The organism is Polynucleobacter sp. MWH-Jannik1A5, from assembly GCF_018881795.1.
GTDB lineage: Bacteria > Pseudomonadota > Gammaproteobacteria > Burkholderiales > Burkholderiaceae > Polynucleobacter.
On the sequence record NZ_JACVPQ010000001.1, the window covers coordinates 400,205 to 420,979 of the forward strand.

General features: G+C 46.2%; 17 protein-coding genes, 1 other RNA gene and 1 pseudogene. 4 read left to right on the forward strand and 15 right to left on the reverse strand.

The window, feature by feature from the left end; genetic code table 11:
* Positions 1-9: 9 nt before the first annotated feature.
* The 10 genes and pseudogenes from lapB to gyrA all read right to left on the reverse strand — a co-directional run bounded on the left by lapB (position 10) and on the right by gyrA (position 12,470).
* The gene (lapB, locus tag ICN23_RS01950; protein WP_216230678.1) at positions 10-1,221 is read right to left on the reverse strand and encodes a lipopolysaccharide assembly protein LapB; all 1,212 of its coding nucleotides are present in this window, start codon (positions 1,219-1,221) and stop codon (positions 10-12) included.
* A 66-nt stretch (positions 1,222-1,287) separates the two neighbouring features.
* Positions 1,288-1,626, reverse strand: a pseudogene (locus ICN23_RS01955) (integration host factor subunit beta); the annotation flags it as partial.
* Positions 1,627-1,678: 52 nt separating this feature from the next.
* On the reverse strand, positions 1,679-3,352 hold the full coding sequence (gene rpsA / locus ICN23_RS01960; protein ID WP_068324328.1) for a 30S ribosomal protein S1: 1,674 nt from the start codon (positions 3,350-3,352) through the stop codon (positions 1,679-1,681).
* A gap of 145 nt (positions 3,353-3,497) precedes the next feature.
* A complete protein-coding gene (gene cmk / locus ICN23_RS01965) occupies positions 3,498-4,160 on the reverse strand; it encodes a (d)CMP kinase (RefSeq protein ID WP_216230679.1) in 663 nt (220 codons plus the stop codon).
* A 4-nt stretch (positions 4,161-4,164) separates the two neighbouring features.
* Positions 4,165-5,484, reverse strand: coding sequence for a 3-phosphoshikimate 1-carboxyvinyltransferase (aroA, locus tag ICN23_RS01970; protein ID WP_216231877.1), 1,320 nt, complete (start codon positions 5,482-5,484; stop codon positions 4,165-4,167).
* An 8-nt stretch (positions 5,485-5,492) separates the two neighbouring features.
* The gene (locus tag ICN23_RS01975) at positions 5,493-6,374 is read right to left on the reverse strand and encodes a prephenate dehydrogenase/arogenate dehydrogenase family protein (RefSeq protein ID WP_216230680.1); all 882 of its coding nucleotides are present in this window, start codon (positions 6,372-6,374) and stop codon (positions 5,493-5,495) included.
* A complete protein-coding gene (hisC, locus tag ICN23_RS01980; RefSeq protein WP_216230681.1) occupies positions 6,374-7,492 on the reverse strand; it encodes a histidinol-phosphate transaminase in 1,119 nt (372 codons plus the stop codon). Before hisC ends, ICN23_RS01975 begins: the two co-directional genes overlap by 1 nt.
* A 66-nt stretch (positions 7,493-7,558) precedes the next feature.
* A complete protein-coding gene (pheA, locus tag ICN23_RS01985; protein ID WP_216230682.1) occupies positions 7,559-8,638 on the reverse strand; it encodes a prephenate dehydratase in 1,080 nt (359 codons plus the stop codon).
* Positions 8,638-9,735, reverse strand: coding sequence for a 3-phosphoserine/phosphohydroxythreonine transaminase (serC, locus tag ICN23_RS01990; protein WP_216230683.1), 1,098 nt, complete (start codon positions 9,733-9,735; stop codon positions 8,638-8,640). Before serC ends, pheA begins: the two co-directional genes overlap by 1 nt.
* A gap of 26 nt (positions 9,736-9,761) precedes the next feature.
* Positions 9,762-12,470 carry a DNA gyrase subunit A gene (gene gyrA, locus ICN23_RS01995; RefSeq protein WP_216230684.1) on the reverse strand — a complete coding sequence of 903 codons (2,709 nt, stop codon included), beginning with the start codon at positions 12,468-12,470 and terminating at the stop codon, positions 9,762-9,764.
* A gap of 159 nt (positions 12,471-12,629) precedes the next feature.
* On the opposite strand from gyrA, the gene ompA reads away from it, so the two are divergent.
* From ompA to ssrA, 4 genes are all read left to right on the forward strand, one after another.
* Positions 12,630-13,199: an outer membrane protein OmpA gene (gene ompA / locus ICN23_RS02000; RefSeq protein ID WP_216230685.1), complete on the forward strand. Its 570-nt coding sequence runs from the start codon at positions 12,630-12,632 to the stop codon at positions 13,197-13,199.
* A gap of 96 nt (positions 13,200-13,295) precedes the next feature.
* Positions 13,296-13,985 carry a bifunctional 2-polyprenyl-6-hydroxyphenol methylase/3-demethylubiquinol 3-O-methyltransferase UbiG gene (gene ubiG, locus ICN23_RS02005; RefSeq protein ID WP_216230686.1) on the forward strand — a complete coding sequence of 230 codons (690 nt, stop codon included), beginning with the start codon at positions 13,296-13,298 and terminating at the stop codon, positions 13,983-13,985.
* An 8-nt stretch (positions 13,986-13,993) separates the two neighbouring features.
* Entirely contained in the window at positions 13,994-14,674 is a 681-nt protein-coding gene (locus tag ICN23_RS02010) for an HAD-IA family hydrolase (RefSeq protein ID WP_216230687.1), read from the forward strand.
* A 65-nt stretch (positions 14,675-14,739) separates the two neighbouring features.
* Positions 14,740-15,098, forward strand: a transfer-messenger RNA (tmRNA) gene (gene ssrA / locus ICN23_RS02015).
* Positions 15,099-15,165: 67 nt separating this feature from the next.
* Here ssrA and ICN23_RS02020 read toward each other — a convergent pair.
* From ICN23_RS02020 to ICN23_RS02040, 5 genes are read right to left on the reverse strand one after another with little or no spacing between them, the layout of a single operon-like run.
* Complete coding sequence (locus tag ICN23_RS02020; RefSeq protein ID WP_216230688.1) at positions 15,166-17,028, reverse strand: tetratricopeptide repeat protein; 1,863 nt, start codon at positions 17,026-17,028, stop codon at positions 15,166-15,168.
* 31 nt (positions 17,029-17,059) lie between these two features.
* Entirely contained in the window at positions 17,060-18,241 is a 1,182-nt protein-coding gene (locus ICN23_RS02025) for a 50S ribosomal protein L11 methyltransferase (protein ID WP_370624745.1), read from the reverse strand.
* Complete coding sequence (locus tag ICN23_RS02030; protein ID WP_216230689.1) at positions 18,242-19,096, reverse strand: pirin family protein; 855 nt, start codon at positions 19,094-19,096, stop codon at positions 18,242-18,244.
* A 20-nt stretch (positions 19,097-19,116) separates the two neighbouring features.
* A complete protein-coding gene (locus ICN23_RS02035) occupies positions 19,117-19,668 on the reverse strand; it encodes a carboxymuconolactone decarboxylase family protein (protein ID WP_216230690.1) in 552 nt (183 codons plus the stop codon).
* A gap of 22 nt (positions 19,669-19,690) precedes the next feature.
* Positions 19,691-20,704, reverse strand: coding sequence for a tripartite tricarboxylate transporter substrate binding protein (locus ICN23_RS02040; RefSeq protein WP_216230691.1), 1,014 nt, complete (start codon positions 20,702-20,704; stop codon positions 19,691-19,693).
* Positions 20,705-20,775 lie beyond the last annotated feature (71 nt).

Consider the following 20,775-nt stretch of genomic DNA (forward strand, 5'->3'; position numbering starts at 1 on the left):
CAAATTTCTTTACATTGAAGGACCGCTTGGAGCGGCACCCTCGCTACGTCTTGGGGAGTATGCCTCCCAATGATTACAACCAGGACACTGCCAATAAAATCTTCTCGCTCTAAATCCGCAATTGCCACAAGTGTAGCGAGCCAAGCTTGTTGTGCGCTGACGCAACAAAGTCAGAATGGATTGCAGCTCCAATAATCTCTCAGGATTAGCGCTGCCCTCTTCCAAGGCAAGACGGGTTTCAGCCAACTTCGATAGAGCAATCAAAGTAGGCGAATGTTGCATCACCTCAGACAACATCATGTTTGCAGCTTGAGGACCTCGAATTTTCATGAGGTGCTTATGTACGATATCTAGCAATTCGCCAGTAGCTTGGGTTTTAAGTAATTCACAAAGATGATCTAAACCTTCGCTCTCTTTATCGATAGCAGCATGCGCTAACATCCAGCGGTCTGCCAATAAATGCATATATGCTGGATGAGAGCTAGCTACTAGACTCCAAGCTTCAATAGCTTGAGTAGGACGATCCATTGCCATTAAATAGTCGCCCTGCAATATTAGTGCTCGTGCATGATTGGGAACTGCTTGCAAAGCCCGTTGTATTGATTGCTCAGCTTCTACTAAGTCTTTGCGACGTAATGCCTCTTGGCCTAATTCACAGTGAAACTGAGCGATTTCAGTATGGTGCGACTTACCTTGCAGAGTCTCAAGTTCAGTTGCAGCAATGATGGCTTTTTTCCAATCATGCTCAATTTGATACATCTCCAACAAACTTTCTTTTGCTGGTTCGGCATACTTTCCAGCACCTACACGATTAAGTGATGCCTCAGCCCGATCCAATAAACCAGCGCGCAAAAAGTCACGGCCTAACTCATAGGCAGCATGATCACGATCACGAGGCTTTAGGTCATCACGATTAGCTAAATGCTGATGCACTTTGATAGCGCGCTCAGTCTCACCACGGCGACGAAATAAATTGCCCAATGAAAAATGCAGTTCAATAGTTTCAGGATCAAGTTGTGCAATTTTGACCAGCGTTTCAATCGCTTGATCGGGCTGCTCATTTAACAAAAGACTTAAACCTTTGAATGTTGAACGCTGCTGACGCATACGTTCGCGCTCATCCATACGATTCTCAAGTCGTAGATCCCAACGCGAAGCCAACCAACCAATACCAAACATGACTGGCAGCAACAATAGCCAAGATGTCGCTATCTGAATCATGGCGTGCAGAATTTAAATAAAAAAATGGCCCGAATGGACCACTGAGGTTTAGCCTGAATCTTAGGCACCAGAACCCTCTTTGGGGCCCGCCTGTTTCAAGGGCTTGTAATCTACTCGCTCACGCAACTCTTTGCCAGGCTTAAAGTGCGGAACGCGTTTTTCTGGAATCAATACTTTCTCACCAGACTTCGGATTGCGACCAGTACGTGCAGGACGATGATGAAGCACAAAACTTCCCACGCCACGCAACTCGATACGCTTACCCTCAGCCAAAGCATGAGTCATTGTGTCCAGCAAAGTTTTTACCGCCAACTCCACATCCCTAGGCAGAAGCTGCGGAAACTGTTCCGCAAGACTCTCCACTAGTTCGGAGCGGGTAATTGCTTGTTGCTCTTGATCTGTCATGATCTATCAATAAAAAATCGCCGCTCCCCCAATGGAAAGCGGCGATATTGATTTAGCCTTGATTGTCCAATTTTGCTTTTAACAAAGCACCCAAATTGGTAGTGCCAGACTGCGCATCACCTTGGAGCTTGCTCATTGCATCTTGTTGATCAGAGCTGTCTTTTGCTTTGATTGAAAGATTGATAACACGTGACTTGCGATCAATGTTGATGATCATTGCGGTTACGCTATCGCCTTCTTTCAATACATTACGTGCATCTTCAACGCGATCTGTTGAGATCTCAGAAGCACGCAAGTAAGCTTCAACTTCATCAGCCAAGTGAATTGTTGCACCCTTAGCATCAACCGCTTTCACAGTACCAGTAACGAGGCTACCCTTGTCGCTGACAGATGTGTAGTTATTGAATGGGTCGCCAGACAATTGCTTGATACCGAGAGAGATACGCTCTTTCTCAACATCAATTGCCAATACAGTGGCTTCAACTTCATCACCTTTTTTGTATTTCTTAACAGCTTCTTCACCTGGCTCATTCCATGAGAGGTCTGAGAGGTGAACTAAACCGTCGATACCACCAGGCAAGCCAATGAACACACCAAAGTCAGTGATTGACTTGATTGCGCCAGTGAGCTTATCGCCTTTTTGTTGGGCACGTGAAAACTCTTCCCATGGATTAGCTTTGCACTGCTTGATGCCCAAGCTAATACGACGCTTGTCTTCATCAATATCCAGAACCATGACTTCAACTTCGGTTCCTAATGCAGTAGCTTTGCTTGGAGCAACGTTCTTGTTAGTCCAGTCCATTTCAGAAACGTGTACCAAACCTTCGATACCAGATTCGATTTCCACGAATGCGCCGTAGTCAGTCAGGTTAGTTACCTTACCGAATAAACGGGTGTTTGGTGGGTAACGACGAGCGATACCAACCCATGGATCATCACCAAGTTGTTTCACGCCGAGTGAAACACGGTTCTTCTCTTGATCGAACTTCAAAATCTTAGCGGTAACTTCTTGACCGACAGTCAACATCTCGCTTGGGTGACGCACACGACGCCATGCCAAGTCAGTGATGTGCAAGAGGCCATCGATACCGCCGAGGTCAACGAACGCGCCGTAATCAGTAATGTTCTTAACGAGGCCAGTAACCACTGCGCCTTCTTTAAGGTTAGACATCAACTTAGCACGCTCTTCACCTTGGCTAGCCTCAACAACTGCACGACGTGACAACACTACGTTGTTACGCTTACGGTCGAGCTTGATAACCTTGAACTCCATCGTCTTACCTTCGTAAGGGCTGGTGTCCTTGATTGGGCGTGTATCAACGAGTGATCCAGGCAAGAATGCGCGGATACCGTTAACCATCACAGTCAAGCCGCCTTTAACCTTACCAGTAACAGTACCGGTAACGATCTCAGCTTGCTCGAGAGCTTTCTCTAAGTTCATCCATGAAGCCAAGCGCTTAGCTTTGTCACGGGAAAGGATGGTGTCGCCATAGCCGTTCTCAAGAGCGTCAATAGCAACAGAAACGAAATCGCCAGGAGCTACTTCAATCTCGCCAGCGTCGTTATGGAATTCTTCAACAGGAATAAACGCTTCAGACTTTAAGCCAGCGTTAACAACGACGAAGTTATGGTCGATGCGAAGAACTTCAGCCGAAATAACTTGGCCGGTCTTCATATTCGATCGGGTTAATGATTCTTCAAATAATTCTGCAAATGATTCAGACATGTGTATTCACTTTTTGCCGCCAGAAGGCCTGACGGGTTAGGTTAAAAAAGTCTCAAAGAAACACGCTAATGAAAAGGTCGCGTTGTGGAGTTTCTTCAGACACCAAAAACTTCTACTTACAGCTAACTACTAAAACAACTACAAACTAGGCAATCGCAGATTGATACCAATCCAAAACTGTCTTAACTGCTTGATCTATCGATAAATCTGAGGTTTCAAGCACTTTTGCACCATCTGCAACCAACAAGGGTGCGGTACCTCGACTACTATCTCTGGCATCGCGATCTTGCAAATCTTGCAGTAAGTCGGAAAGTTTAGCAGAAATTCCCTTAGCTATCAATTGCTTATAGCGACGCTCGGCTCTGGCGGCGGCCGTTGCAGTCAAGAAAACCTTCAAAACTGCATCTGGGAATATCACGCTGGCCATATCCCGGCCATCAGCCACCAGGCCAGGGGATTGGCGAAAACTGCGCTGCAGACCCACTAAAGCAGACCTTACCTCTGGATGGACCGCTAAAGCTGAGGCCCTTAAACCAATGTTTTCAGCCCGAATAGCGTCAGTGACATCGTCGCCATTGAGAAATATTTGACTATTTTTGAATGAAATCAATAACTTAGGAACTAAAAGGCCTAGTTCTGGGCCATTTTTAACGTCAATTCCCTGTTTTTCGCTGGCTAAGGCTACTAAGCGATAGAGTGCCCCACTATCCAAATAATGAAATCCCAACTTTTCAGCAACCAGCGAAGCAACTGTTCCCTTGCCTGAGGCAGTTGGACCATCAATCGCGATGACCGGAAATGCGCTCATGAAATTAATCAACTACCTTCGCAAATTCAGCGAAGTAAGTTGGGAATGTTTTCGCTACACAATTCGGGTCGTTGATCTTGAGTGCATTTGGACCAAAGGCGGCAAGCGAGAAACACATCGCCATACGATGGTCATCATAAGTATCGATACCTTCAGCCGGCGATTTCCAATCAGCTTGTGATGCTGGAGCCTGCACAACAATGTAGTCAGCCCCTTCTTCAACAATGGCGCCAACTTTTTTCAATTCTTTTGCCATTGCCGCAATACGATCCGTCTCTTTAACGCGCCAACTAGCAATGCTGTTTAATCGAGTTGGACCCTCAGCAAATAATGCAGCGACTGCAAGCGTCATGGCTGCATCTGGAATTTCTGTGCAATCAATGGTGATGCCATTGAGTTTGCCGTTGGTATTTTTCACGCCAGATACTTCAATCCAATCTTCACCAGCATTAATGTTCGCACCCATTAAAGCGAGCGCATCGGCAAAAGCCACATCACCCTGAATGCTGTCCTTGCCAACACCAAATACCTTCACAGGGCCGCCACCGATAGCCCCGAGCGCTAAGAAATATGAAGCTGAAGAAGCATCACCCTCTACGGATAGCTGGCCTGGGCTTTTGTATACAGTGTTTGATGTTTTTGCCGGAATAACAAAAGATTGTTTGTCAGGACAGGCGACGTTCACACCAAAGCGTGCCATCAACTTCAAAGTGATATCAATATAAGGACGAGAAATGAGTTCGCCAATCACTTCAATGCGTACTGGTTCATTCGCCACTAATGGCAAAGCCATTAGTAAGGCAGTTAAGAATTGGCTCGATACATCACCACGCACTTTAACGACATCTTTAATCTGAATATCTGCCGCAGATATCTGAATCGGTGGATAACCTTCTTGCAATTCGTATTCGATCTTCGCGCCCACTTGGCGCAAGCCATCTACTAAATCGCGAATCGGTCTCTCATGCATACGTGCAACACCTGATAAACGGTAGTTACCGCCTTGCATTGCTAAAGCAGCAGTCAGTGGACGTATCGCAGTACCTGCATTTCCCATAAAGAGGTCGGCTTCGCGCACGGGGAACTGACCACCACAACCCTCAACTACACAAACTTTATTCTCTTTATCGATCACAGAGAGGCCGAGTTGGCGCAAGGCATTACGCATCACCTGCGTGTCATCAGCATCTAATAAATTCTTAAGAGTGGTGGTTCCGGATGAAAGGGCAGCCAACAAGAGAGCCCGATTTGAGATGCTCTTTGAGCCCGGCAACACAATCGAACCTTGCGCTCGCTTAAATGGCCCAATAGTAATGTCTGGCAAACCGCTCATTAAAGTGCGTCCAAGTCTTGACGTGCTTTGCTCGCCTTGTTGAATAATTTTTCTAAACCAGCGCCATCGTTTTCGGCAACGAGTTTGCGCATGTGATTCACGATGAGCAAATACTGATCTAGCTCTTTCAGGATTGCAGTGCGATTGCCAAGGCAGATATCGCGCCACATCTCTGGACTGGAGGCGGCGATGCGCGTGAAATCCTTAAACCCTGCGCCAACATGGCTTAGCTTCTGATCGGCATCCTCAGAGTTCACAACGCTTGCCATTAATGCATAAGATAGAAGATGTGGGAGATGAGAAACAGCAGCATAGATCGCATCATGCTGCACGACACCAATCTTTTTCACTTCGGAACCAACTGACTCCCAAAAGCCTGTAATTAAAGCTATATCCTCTGGAGAGTTTTCTTGAAGCGGGCAAATAATAGTTTGCTTCCCCTGAAATAAATCAGCCTTAGCTGCAGCAGCTCCATGCTGAGCGCCCCCAGCAATGGGATGCGCCGGTACAAATTGACAGGCCTTCTTGCCTAATACTACTTTGGCAGCCACGATCACATCACCTTTGGTGCTACCCGCATCTGTAATCATGGTGCGAGACTCAAGATGTGGCTCAATCACTTCAAAGGCTGCTCGCATTTGAGCCACTGGCACGCAAAGCACAATCACATCGGATTGCTTCGCTGCTTCAACCAAATCCACTACACCATCAATCGCACCCATCTTTTGCGCTTGATCTAAATTTTCTTTGCTGCGACCTACGCCCAATACCTTGGCAGCAACGCCAGCTTGCTTAAGAGCTAAACCCAAAGAGGCGCCAATCAAACCAACACCAACGATGGTGACGGTACCGTAGTTGCTCGCAGGATTAATGATGGTCATTAGGACAGTATTTCTTTCAAAGCGACAATAAAAGCAGCATTCTCTTCTGGCAAGCCAATGGAAATGCGCAACCATTGCGGTAATCCGTAGTTACCTACAGGACGAACAATGATGCCGCGTTTGAGTAATGCCAAGTTAATACGGGCGCCTGCCTGATCATCATCACCCACCTTCACCAAAATAAAATTTCCAGCGGATGGTAAATACTTCAGACCCAACTCATCAAAGGCTTTAGTTAATTGAGCATAGCCGGCACGATTGAGGTCAAATCCTTGTTGCAAAAATTCTTGATCCTGAAATGCGGCAATTGCTGCTGCTTGGGCAAGGCTATTCACGTTAAATGGTTGACGAATGCGGTTCAGCAAATCAGTCAAATGCGGTTGAGAAACTCCATAACCAATTCGCAAGCCAGCCAAGCCGTAGGCCTTAGAGAAGCTCCGCGACAAAATCATATTGGGGAAACGCTTTACCCAAGCAATCGCATCGTAGCGCTGCTCTGGACTGAGGTACTCGTTATAAGCTTCATCAAGCACGACCACAACATGAGATGGTACGGCTGCTAAAAATTCTTCAATTTCTTTAGCTGGCAAATAACTGCCTGTGGGATTATTTGGATTAGCAACAAAAACAAGTTTCGCTTTTTCACCAGATAACTTAATAGCCGCCAACATCGCCGGCAAGTCATGTCCATAAACAGCGGTGGCCGCAACTTCAACGGCCTTTGCGCCAACAGCTTGAGTGGCGAGAGGGTAAACGGCAAAAGCATGTTTAGAGAAAATCACCTCATCACCAGCCTGTGCAACAGCACGAGCAGCTAATTCTAAAATATCGTTACTACCATTACCTAACGTAATCCAGTCAGCTGGCACGCCCAAACGTGCAGCAAGTACATTCTTGAGTTCAAACCCATTGGAATCCGGATAACGACCTAGATCACTAGCTGCTTTAAGCATGGCATCTTGTGCTGATTTAGGCATGCCCAATGGATTTTCATTGGACGCCAATTTCACAATCTTGTTTTCATCCAAGCCGTATTCACGTGCAACTTCACTGATTGGTCGCCCACCTACATAAGGGGCAATCGCATGAATATGTTTTAAGCCAATCTTGGATGTCATTCGATTTTTACTAAAGTGATTTGGTAGTTTTTATTTGCTAGTGAAGTTAACTTTTTTTAATCTCAATCATGCAGAGTGCGGATAAGAACCGAGATTCTTATAGAAAGCAGCAACACCTTTCAGCTCTTCAAGCGCCTTCACTACCTTATCGTCATCGGCATGACCAGCAATATCAATGTAGAAGTGATACTCCCAAGTACCCTTGCGCGCAGGACGTGATTCAAAGCGATTCATAGAGACGCCATGCTTGGCCAAAGGTGCTAACAAGCGATGTACAGCACCAGGTTGGTTATCTACAGAAAGAACTAAAGAAGTTTGATCTTTGCCAGTTGATTGACAGGCATAGTTACCCACCACCACAAAACGAGTGCGATTATGTGGGTCATCCTGAATTTGCGCAGCCACGGCCTGAAGGCCATAAGCTTCTTGCGCAGGATCACCTGCAATAGCAGCTAACGTTGGATCTGCAGCTGCCATACGAGCAGCCTCGGCATTACTACTCACCGCTTGACGCTTGAGTTGCGGAGCATGGACGCTCAACCATTGCTGGCACTGCGCTAATGCCTGAGCATGTGCGCACACGGTTGTTACACCATCCAAATTGCCGCTCTTGGTCAAAAGATGATGACGAATAGGCAACACCACTTCACCGCTGATGCGCATTGAGGAATCAAGCAGCAAATCTAAAGTACGTGAGATAGCACCCTCGCTAGAGTTTTCCACAGGCACCACGCCAAATTGCGCCGCGCCCTTCTCTACCGCTTTAAATACTTCATCCAAACTTGCGCAAGGCAAACCTGCAATTGAGTGACCAAAATAGGTTTGCGCTGCTTGCTCCGAAAACGTTCCAGCTGGACCAAGGTAAGCAATTGTTTGGCGAGCCTCTAAGGCTCTGCAAGCCGACATCACTTCACGCCAAATTGCGGCAATGCCATCTGGAAGTAAAGGGCCCTTATTAATCTCTTGTAAACGAGCAACCACTTGACGCTCACGCTCAGGACGGAAGACTGGTGAAGCGAATCCACCTTTGACATGACCAACTTCTTGCGCAGCTTTTGCACGCTGAGTCAGTAAATCTAAAATTTGCGCATCCAATGCGTCAATTTTTTCACGCAGGGGAGCTAAGCGCTGTTCTTCAGTACTCATTAAGCCCGCCTTTCAAAATCACGCATGAATTCAACCAAGGCTTTTACGCCCTCTATTGGCATAGCGTTATAGATACTTGCACGCATGCCACCTGCAGCTTTATGACCCCGCAAGGCAACTAAACCAGCTGCATTTGATTGGGCTAAAAACTCTGCGTTTAGGTTCTCATCTTTTAAAAAGAAAGTCACGTTCATGCGTGAGCGATATTCTTTTGTGACGCGATTTTCATACAAACTGCTTTGATCCAAGAAGTTATAGAGCAAATCAGCTTTTTCTTGATTCCGCTTCTCAATCGCTTTAACACCGCCCTGCTTGAGCAACCATTTAAAACCTAAGCCAGCCATATAAATCGAAAATGTAGGTGGCGTATTAATCATGGACTGAGTATTGGCTTGCACCGCCCAATCCCAAATCGTTGGGGTGATGCCCATACTGTGACCGATCAAATCTTTGCGAACAATCACAATCGTTACGCCAGATGGGCCAATATTTTTTTGCGCTCCACCAAACCAAACAGCGCACTTGTTCACATCCATCTCTTTAGAGAGAATGTTGCTAGAGATATCAGCTACTAGCGGAATATCGCCAACATCAGGCACATCCGGAAACTCAACGCCGCCTATGGTTTCATTCGCACAATAATGCACATAAGCTGCATCATTAGATAGCTGCCAAGTGGATCTAGCAGGAATCGTATTAAATTTTTCAGTAGCAGAAGATGCTGCCAAATTTGCTGTGCCGTATTTTTGCGCTTCTTTAAATGATTTTTCTGACCAAACGCCGGTTACCAAGAAATCCGCCTTAGGGCCATTCTTAGCCAAAGGCATGAGGTTCATGGGGATCGCAGCATTCTGACCTAGACCACCGCCTTGCAAAAGCAAGACCTCATAAGAATCCGGAATATTCATGAGCGTACGAAGGTCTTGAATGACCTCTTCATACACTTCCATGAACTCTTTACTGCGATGACTGATTTCCATCACGCTCGTGCCGAGCCCACGCCAGTTGAGCATTTCAGCGGCAGCCTGCTTTAGCACCTCTTCAGGCAAGGTAGCAGGCCCCGCAGCGAAATTAAAAATGCGGCGGTCAAAAGTCATGATCTGCTCTAGTCTAGTGGTGACGCTTAAGCATCACCTGCCGTATCGTCATTAGAGTCGGTTGCTGGATCAGCAGATACATCACTTTCTTCCGCATCATCAGCGTCATCATCAGAGTCGCTTTCAGCAATACGTTGCAAGCCAGACAAACGAGTACCTTCATCCACATTGATCAAAGTAACGCCTTGAGTGGCGCGACCCATCTCACGAATTTCAGAAACACGTGTGCGCACTAGAACGCCACCAGTAGTAATCAACATAATCTGATCTTCTGGGGACACCAGTGCGGCAGCTACAACTTTGCCATTACGCTCTGAAGTCTGAATGGCGATCATGCCCTTAGTGCCGCGACCATGACGGGTGTATTCAGCGATTGGCGTACGCTTGCCATAGCCGTTCTCGGTAGCAGTTAATACGCTACTTGGAATTGATACGCCGTTCGCATCCACCACTGCTGCCTCAACACCTTCTGCAGCTTCTGCTGGAGCAACCAACATGGCAATCACTTGATGACCTTCACCCAAATTCATGCCGCGCACACCGCGTGCAGTACGGCCCATTGGACGAACGTCATTCTCATCAAAGCGCACTGCCTTACCGGCATCAGAGAACAACATGACATCGTGCTGACCATCAGTAATCGCAGCGCCAACTAAGAAGTCGTTTTCGTTCAAATCAACAGCAATAATGCCAGCCTTACGTGGGTTAGAGAAGTCAGACAAACGTGTCTTCTTCACAGTGCCCAAGCTAGTGGCCATAAATACATACTGATCGTCTTGGTAGCCTTTAATCGGCAGAATCACCGTAATCTTCTCGCCTTCAATGAGCGGGAACATATTGACGATTGGCTTGCCGCGCGAAGTGCGACTTCCTTGTGGAACTTCCCAGACCTTGAGCCAGTACATGCGACCACGATCCGAGAAGCAAAGAATTGTGTCATGCGTATTCGCTACGAAGAGTGTTTCAATCCAATCTTCATTCTTAGTAGCAGCAGCCTGCTTACCGCGTCCACCACGCTTTTGCGCACGGTATTCACTCAGCGGCTGACTCTTCATATAACCAGTATTTGAGAGTGTCACCACTAAATCTTGTGGCGTAATCAAATCTTCCGTGAAGAGTTCGGTTGCATTCATTTCGATAAATGAACGACGACCTGTGTCACCACCAGCAATACCAAATTCAGATTGCACTTCTTTCAACTCAGACTCAATCACTTGAGTAACACGCTCTGGCTTCGCTAACAAATCAAGTAAGTCAGAAATCTCTGCCATAACTTCTTTGTATTCGTTAACAATTTTGTCTTGCTCAAGGCCAGTCAAGCGTTGCAAACGCATCTGCAAAATTTCTTGTGCTTGGCTATCAGAGAGACGATATAAGCCTGTCGTTTGCATGCCGTACTCAGGCAACAAACCTTCTGGCCGATAAGCGTTGCGGCCGCCTGGCGTATCCGTCTCAGCACGCGCCAACATCTCACGCACCATTGATGAATCCCATGCTTTGCCCATCAGCTCTTGCTTAGCAATCACAGGGTTCGCAGCAGCTTTAATAATTGCAATGAACTCATCGATGTTTGCCAACGCAACTGCTAAACCTTCTAAGACATGACCACGATCGCGTGCTTTACGTAATTCAAAAATCGTACGACGTGTTACTACTTCACGACGATGTTGTAGGAAGTACTCCAGCATTTGCTTGAGGTTCAACAAGCGTGGTTGGTTATCTACCAGTGCCACCATGTTCATACCGAAGTTATCTTGCAGTTGAGTGCTCTTATACAAATTATTTAGCACTACTTCAGGTACTTCACCACGTTTGAGTTCAATCACAACGCGCATACCGGATTTATCTGATTCATCACGCAAATCAGAAATGCCTTCTACTTTTTTCTCGTTGACCAACTCAGCGATGCGCTCAAGCAAATTCTTTTTGTTAACTTGGTACGGCAACTCATCAACGATGATGGCTTGACGCGCGCCCTTATCCAAATCTTCGAAGTGAGTCTTTGCTCGCATAACCACGCGTCCACGACCCGTGCGATAGCCCTCGCGAACCCCTTGAACGCCATAAATGATGCCGGCGGTAGGGAAATCCGGAGCTGGGATGATCTCAATGAGCTCATCAATCGTGCATTCTGGGTTGTGTAAGACGTGCAAACAGGCTGAAACCACCTCATCCAGGTTGTGGGGAGGGATATTGGTCGCCATACCCACAGCAATGCCAGAACTGCCGTTTATCAGCAAATTAGGCACTTTGGCAGGCAGAATCAGGGGTTCTTTCTCGCTACCATCGTAATTTGGCCCAAAATCGACCGTTTCCTTGTCCAAATCGGCCAAAAGCTCATGGGCGATCTTACGGAGGCGGATCTCGGTATATCGCATCGCAGCAGCGTTATCGCCGTCTACGGAGCCAAAGTTACCCTGCCCGTCAACCAGCATATAGCGCAGAGAGAAGTCCTGGGCCATCCGAACAATCGTGTCATACACCGCAGAATCACCGTGCGGGTGGTATTTACCGATTACATCGCCAACTATACGGGCAGATTTTTTGTAAGCTCGGTTCCAATCGTTGTTTAATTCATACATCGCGAATAAGACCCGGCGGTGAACCGGTTTGAGGCCATCACGCACGTCTGGCAGGGCTCTGCCGACGATGACGCTCATTGCGTAGTCCAAATAGGACCGCCGCATTTCGTCTTCGAGGGATATTGGTAGTGTTTCTTTAGCGGCTTGTTCCATCTGGAAATAATATCATTTTGATGACAGGTAGGCCCTATGCTAAGATTCTGTCAGTTTGTACGAAATTGAGATGTGTCGCTTTGCAGTTTTTGCATCAAGGTAGGGCGAATTACATTTAAGTTTGACTTTAATTAAAAAAGAGATTTTTGAGGACTAAAAATGAACAAAACCCTAAAAGTGTTGCTGGCTTCTGTTATCACTGTTTCTGCTACTGCAGCAATTGCATCTGATAACTGGGAAAACAGCTCTGGCTTGAATTGGAAAAACAACGACGGCACATTGTGCTGGCGCGATAACAACTGGACACCTGCTACTGCAGCTAAAGGTTGTGACGGTGCATTGGCTCCTAAAGCAGCAGCTTCTGGTGTAAGCCAAAGCAAGATCACTTTGCAAGCTGACACACTTTATGACTTCAACAAATCTGACTTGAAACCAGAAGGTAAAGCTACTTTGGACAAGATCGCTAAAGATTTGAGCAAGATCAAGTTAGAAGTAATCATCGCTGTTGGTAACACTGACAGCGTTGGTACAGATGCATACAACATGGCCCTCGGTCAGCGTCGTGCGCAATCTGTTAAGACATACTTGGTAAGCAAGGGTGTTGACGGTAGCCGTATCTACACAGAATCTAAAGGCAAGAGCAATCCAGTTGCATCTAACGCAACTGCTGAAGGCCGCGCTAAGAACCGCCGTACTGACATCGAAGTTGTTGGTACAGCAGCTAAGTAATTCACTTTACTTGTAAAAAAGCCCGCTTCTAGCGGGCTTTTTTATTTCCGCTATATTCATAAACTTCTTCAATAGCCTTACAAACAGCCAATCACCATGAACGTCGACCAGTCAGAAATCGCTAAATTTAGCGCCCTAGCCCATCGCTGGTGGGATCCTAATAGCGAATTCAAGCCGCTGCACGCCATCAACCCTCTGCGCTTAAATTGGATTAAATCCTTTGTAAATTTAGATGGCAAAAAAGTAGTGGATATTGGTTGTGGTGGTGGCATCTTGGCTGAATCGATTTCTCAATCAGGTGCAGACACTACTGGTATCGATTTATCTGAAAAAGCACTTAAAGTTGCTGAGTTACACGCACTTGAAGTAGGTGCCAACCTGACTTATCGATCCATCTCAGCAGAAGCGCTTGCTGATGAACAGCCAGAACAATATGACGTAGTGACTTGCATGGAAATGTTGGAGCACGTACCCGATCCCGCATCAGTAGTACGCGCTTGCGCCAAACTCTGCAAACCAGGTGGCACTTTATTTTTTAGCACCCTCAATCGCAGTCCTAAGTCCTACTTATTTGCGATTATCGGTGCTGAGTACATTCTCAAATTACTCCCTAAGGGTACCCATGAATACGCCAAATTCATCAAACCCTCTGAGCTAGTTGCGTTTACGCGTCAAGCCGGTCTAGAGATGATCGGAATCAAGGGCCTGAGTTACAACCCATTTACGCAGGTGTATAGCCTTGGCGATGATGTGGATGTGAACTACATGATTGCCGTCAGAAAGTGATCTGAAACGTGAGCAATCTTTCCAGCCCTTATGCAGGCATCTTTTTTGATTTAGATGGCACTCTAGCCGATACCGCTCCAGATTTAGTGGCAGCGACCAATAAATTGCTCGTGGCGCGCAATCTTGCACCCAAGCCTTATGAATTTCTGCGTCCTTACGCCTCGGCAGGAGCTCGTGGCTTGCTTGAGGGCGCCTTTGGAATCAATCCTGACCACGCAGACTTCAACCTATTGCGCGATGAATTTTTCAGTAATTACGAAAAAGCCTTGCTAGTAGAGAGCAAGCTGTTTGATGGAATTGATCATTTACTTGATCAAATGGATGCTGCAAAACTCCCTTGGGGAATCATTACCAATAAAAGTGAGCGCTTTACCAATCCCTTAACTGATCTCATGGGCCTGCGCCAGCGAGCCGTTTCCACCGTTTCTGGTGACACCACTCCTTATTCAAAGCCGCATCCAGAACCCATCTTGCATGCAGCCAGAACTACCAACATTAACCCCACCAAATCAATCTATGTTGGAGATGACATTAGAGACGTTCTGGCAGGTAAAGCAGCGGGGATGAAGACCGTAGCCGCCGCCTATGGTTACTGTGGCTGTAAAGAGCCTCCTGAAGCCTGGGGAGCAGACTACATCATCAATACACCGCTCGATTTACTGCAAATCATCTTCCCCAACAGGGAATAAGCCAAAAGATATTCAGCAATTTAGGGTCGACGGCCTTAAAATAGGGCTTCCTATGCATGAACTCCGGGGTCGACATGGTTTCGACGTGGATTACAAAGCATCAAGGGCATACCGAGGACCCGTTATCTCGTAAATCAATGGGAATGTTTTAACTGCAAACGACGAACGTTTCGCACTAGCCGCTTAATTGCGGTTGCCCCTGAACTGATTCTCTCTTGGGTCAGCTAGCGCAAGCTAGATCAGGGTCATTTACAAGAGATAAGATCATTTCATGTCACGGGGAATGATTCGAAAACCTAGTGAATCGTCAGCGAAGAACGTGTCAGTCCGTGCTTAACTGATTAAATCAAATGATATGACTAAGTATGTAGAACTTGTTGTGGAGGATTTGCGGACGCGGGTTCGATTCCCGCCGACTCCACCAATCAAAGCCAGCATTAAATGGCTGCACCAAAACCTTTCTTTCATTTTGAGGAAAGGTTTTGTTGTTTTTAAAGCTCAGAAATATGATCAGGCGCCAACCCAGCTTCATGACGTTCGTACATTTTTTTATAGAGGGCTTCTAAATTCTGAGTAAACCGTGGCGTATCAAATAAAGGCTTCACCAAGCGATTCTCAGCAAGATGCTCCTTGATTACCTGTAGGGCCGACTTGTCGCGCGCCAATTCAATTGCACGTTGCTCATACTCTTCAGGTGTTTTAGCAATTAGCCCCTCTATTCCCAACGCACCCAGAAGGCTTGCTGAGACCCTGCCTGGAAAAGTTTGACCAGAGAGAGTTAGTACCGGCACTCCAGCCCATAACGCATCACTAGCAGTAGTGTGGGCATTGTAGGGAAGCGTATCTAAAAACAGATCTGCCATTTTGTGGCGAGCCAAATGTTCTGGAAGGGGTAATCTTTTCGCAAAAATAATGCGGTCGGAAGAAATACCTCTTTTTAGTGCTTCAGCCTGCAGGTTTTTTTCAGCAGCCTCATTGTCCTGAATCAACCACAAGACACTTCCATCGACGGCCTTCAGAATACGCATCCAACGATCAAAAGTTTCGGGGGTAATCTTGTAATTATTGTTAAAGCAGCAGTAGACGAAAGCATTTTCTGGCAAACCTAACTCTGCTCTGGAAAATTGTCTTTCAGAAATGATGCGCTTTGCATCATTGGCCTGATAGCTATGCGGCATATACGCAATTTTCTCCACATAATGCTGGCGGCTATCCGGTGGAATCACTATAGGATCCGCAATCAAATAATCCATATAGTCAGCGCCCAAGGTTCCTGGGAAACCCAAATAATTAACCTGAATAGGTGCTGGATGAGATGCAAAGATATTTTGACGCCCCTCCCCAAAATAGCCATTGAGGTTTACCAAAATATCGATATTCAATTCCTGAATTAATTGAATCACTTGGTGATCCGTTTTCTGGCTGATGTCGATGATTTCCTTAAATGCGTTTTTCATGCGCGGCCTAAGAACGCCGCCATCATCCCAGCCATTATCTAAAGCATAGATTTCAAAATATTCTGGGTCATGGCATTCATAAACACCAGTCATCAATACGGATGTTGCCTGATCCCTAAACTCCCCACACAAATAGGCAATACGTATTTTTTCGTTTTTTTTCTTAAAGGGAGACGCTGCGGAGATATTTTCTTTTGCAGGAAAGCGTTGTTTAGCAAATATCTTTGCTGTCTCCAAAAGATCCTTCTCAGAATCTGAAATTCCCTGAAAACCAAAAGGCTCAGCCACCAACTGATGGGCACGTAAATCCTCCTGAACCTTTAAATACATGCCTTCCAGGTCTGCCCAATCACAAATGAGCATTTTGTAATGCAAAATAATGCCGAGTAAAAATGGTTCGGTAGGTCGCAGGTGATATGCGGCGATATAAGCATGCAAAGCCTCTTCATAGCGCTTGAGTTCACCAAAAATCTTTCCCTTGTTGAACCATCCCTCAGTCATATTGGGCTGTAAGGCAACTGCTTTTTCGTAACAAACCAAAGCCTCTTCTCGCTGCCGAAGATTATCTAAACTTCTACCGTAATTCAGCCAGATATCAGGATTTTCGGGATCTAAACTGATTGCTCTCCGGTGGTACTCAAGTGCTTCAGCATCTCTTTGTAGAGTAGACAAAGCTTTTGCGGCGTTAAAAAGGAGCGCTGGATTATCAGGGGTGATCTGTAACGCTTGCTCAAAAAATACCAAAGCATCAATTGGACGATGTTGCATTCCACAAACAACGCCCATCAAATGCAAGACATCTGGGTTTCCTGGATTGGCAATAACCATTTTCTCAAGCAAAGATTCAGCCTCAAGAAATTGATTATTTTGCAGAGCCTCAAAAACGTTTTGGAACATACCAAGAATATAAATTAATCAGGATTCAATCTTAAATCTTGGCTTGGGCAGCAAGACGCCATAGGGAGGTAATTTCCTTGGATCGGGCCACATGCAATGCATCAGCCTTATCAAATGCCTTGTTATGGGTTGGCTTGGTATCTATTCGACCCAAAACCCGCAACCCAGCTTGCTCGATCCACTGGAGAAGCTCATCTCTCGTCCTCAAGCCCAGATGCTCTGCCAAGTCAGAGAGAATGAGCCACCCCTCGCCACCATCAAGCAGATGATTCTTTAAATGAAGCAAAAATCCTTTCAGCATCTGACTCTCAGGGTCATATACCGAATACTCAAGCGAGGAACTTGGTCGAGCTGGTAGCCATGGTGGATTGCAAATAATAAGCGCGGCTTTACCTGGTGGAAATAAATGAGTCTTGAGCACCTCTATTTGAGATTGCAAACCCAAGCGATCAATATTTTCTTGCGCGCATGTAATGGCGCGATCATCCAAATCTGTAGAAACAATTTTCTGAACTCCTCTCAAAGCCAAAACTACTGAGAGCACGCCAGTACCAACACCAATATCAAAAGCGGTTGAAGATTTTTGAATAACTTCAGGTAACGGAGTTTTTAAAATTAATTCAATGTACTCGCCACGCACAGGCGAGAACACGCCATAATGCGGATGAATACGAACCTCCTCATCATCCCTGATTAATACTTGAACACCATTCTTGCGCCACTCATGAGCGCTGATGACTCCAAGTAATTCACGCAAAGAGATTACATACGAGTCATTTTTACTTCCATAAACTTCGGAGCAGGCTTGAGCTACATCGGGAGCGCGCCTTAGAGAGATGCTATGGTCTGGATTTACCTGTATCAAAATCATTCCCAGAATACGGGCGCGCTGAGATTGGGCAAGACGATGCAAATTAAATGTGTCTAAGGGAATTTTAGTTTTCTCTTTTGCCACTCTGTCAGCTCGAGTAGACTTTTTAGAGGGTTTATCCACCCTTCTTACCAAGGCCTGTAGAAGTTGTCGGGCATTCTGAAAATCACCCCGATAAAACATCGCCGTGCCCTCACAAGCCAAGCGATAAGCAACATCAGCAGTCATCGTGTCATCAACGATTTGAATCTTTTTATGCGGGGCAATACCATTCTCAGAATGCCAACTAGCGCTATGCGTTTGTCCGCCTTCTTCCCATTGAAGAATTGATAACTGAGCCACCTAAGAAACCACAAAACGATTGTTTTGATAATCATCGATTGCTTGCTCAATCTCGGCACGTGTATTCATGACAAAGGGGCCATATTGAACAATCGGTTCATGCAGAGGTAAAGCAGCAAGGACAATGAATTGAGCGCCAACGGATCCTGTCTTAGCCTTTAGGCGATCGCCATCGCCAAGCACGATCGCCGCCTGCTTTGGAACTGACCTCATAGGGCCGCCAATTTCTAAATCGCCTTCATATACATAAATAAATGCATTGAGCTCTTTAGGGATGCGGTGCTCAAATTCTGAATCAGGCGGTAAGTGCACATCTAAAAATAAAGGGGCTGTAGTAATGCCCTGAATCGGGCCCTTAACTTCTTTGCTCTCGTGACTGTAAGTGCCAGCAATCACTTTCACTGTGCCGCCATTCTCCAAATCAACCTTAGGAATATCCTCCAGCTGAATATCTTTATATCCCGCCGCCTTCATCTTTTCTTTGGCAGGCAAGTTAATCCACAGCTGAAAGCCGCGCATGGCACCACTCACTTGCTGAGGCATCTCCGAATGAATAATGCCTCTGCCGGCAGTCATCCACTGAACGCCGCCCGTTTTGAGATGGCCTTGGTTTCCCAGGTGATCCTCATGCAACATGTGACCTTCAAGCATATAGGTCACCGTCTCAAATCCTCGATGCGGATGGGCAGGAAAACCTGCAACATAATCATTTGGATCATTGGATGAAAACTCATCGAGCATTAAGAAGGGATCTAATCTCACTTGATTTTGCCCACCAAGACTGCGTCGCAACTTCACGCCCGCACCATCAGAGGTGGCAATACCAGGAATCATTGTTTGAATATTACGGATCATATTTGAGGGCTTAATGTCTTTTAAGCGGGAGGATGATCCTCAGGATTCACATCAAGCGCAATTAAGAAGCGGGACACCATGTTGTATGCAGCAATTACTGTCACCAACTCTACAGCATCAGTACTTCCCAAAGCTTTTTGTAAACGCTTCATGAGTTCAGGATCAACCGTAATATTGCGCGTCATCTGAAAGGTTAAATCAACGGCATCATTTTCTACAGGCGAATACAACTCTTTCGGGAAATTCGGCTGTCCGATCAGACGTAAGCCTTGAACCTGCTCCTCAGTGCCGCCTGCTTTCTTAAAGGGCGGCGCATGGTGAAAGAATTCATACTCAGCACCGTTGAGAACTGCTACGCCACACATCGCTAACTCGCGCAACTTGGGATCTAAAGATAAATTATTCCGAATCTCACCAATAAAATGATTCCAGCCTTCAGCAATAGGGATGCTGTGCAGGAGCATACGGTCTAAATTGATAAATTGACCACCACGTCTTTTGCGAATGGCGGCCACCAACTCAGCTGGTTCAGCCAAGTCCATAGGCTGGTACGGAATTAAACGTTCTGACATAGTTGCCTCTTACCAATTCTTTTTACTGAGCAGTTTCTTTAATGTTATTTTCAATGACGAACTTACCCCAAATGCCAATTTGCTTACCAATGAACTCTTGGGCGGCTTCAGGAGTTCCTCCAACAATTTGAATGCCTTGAGCTTTAAATTTTTCAGCAACTGCTGGTGACTTAAGGGCCTTGTTTAATGCCTTATTCATAGCGTCGACAACCGCTGGTGGAGTTTTACCTGGAGCCAATACAGCCCACCATGCTGGCGCGCTAAATCCAGGAAAGCCACTCTCTGAAATAGTTGGCACGTTAGGTAGAGATGGTGATCTCTTAGCGGTAGTAATAACCAGAGGAATAACGCCACCACTATCAACGTGTGGCTTCACCAAAAATTCGGAGCCTACCGCTAACTCTACTTGACCACCTAATGCATCTTGCATCAAGGGACCACCACCACGATAGGGAATGTGATTCCAATCAAAGCCGGCCTGTTTTGCGAGACGAGCCATTGCCAAGTGACCTAAGCTGCCGATGCCGATAGAGCCGTAACTGAATTGCTTGCCGGTCTTAGAAAGATCTACTAACTGTTTAAAGCTTGTGATGCCCGATTTTTTACTGGCAACCAATACCATTGGCGATGTTCCAATTAACACTACAGGAGCAATATCTTTAATCGTATCGTAGGGAAGCTTGTCTTTGAGACTAGGATTCACACCGTGAGTGTCAAATACCACTGCAAAGGTATAACCATCTGGATCGGAACGCGTCATCGCGGAAGTTCCAATGACACCAGAGGCTCCACCAATATTCTCAACAATCACGTTTTGCTTTAGTTCTGACTGTAATGCCGGGGCCAGCACACGGGCAACCTGGTCAACCGAACCGCCCGGAGGAAATACTGCGATTAAACGAATTGGCTTTTGGGTAGGCCAAGCGCCCACAGCAGCAGTTTGGGCCAATGCAAACCCACTGACCCCTAAGGCCATTAATATGCTTAATAAGGTGTTTTTAAAGACTCTTTTGGCCAATTTTGCTAAATCCATCATGGGATTTGTCTCCTATAAATAAGACCTCAAGGTTAACACCCCCGCAGCCTATTTGCTCGATAATGCTGGGG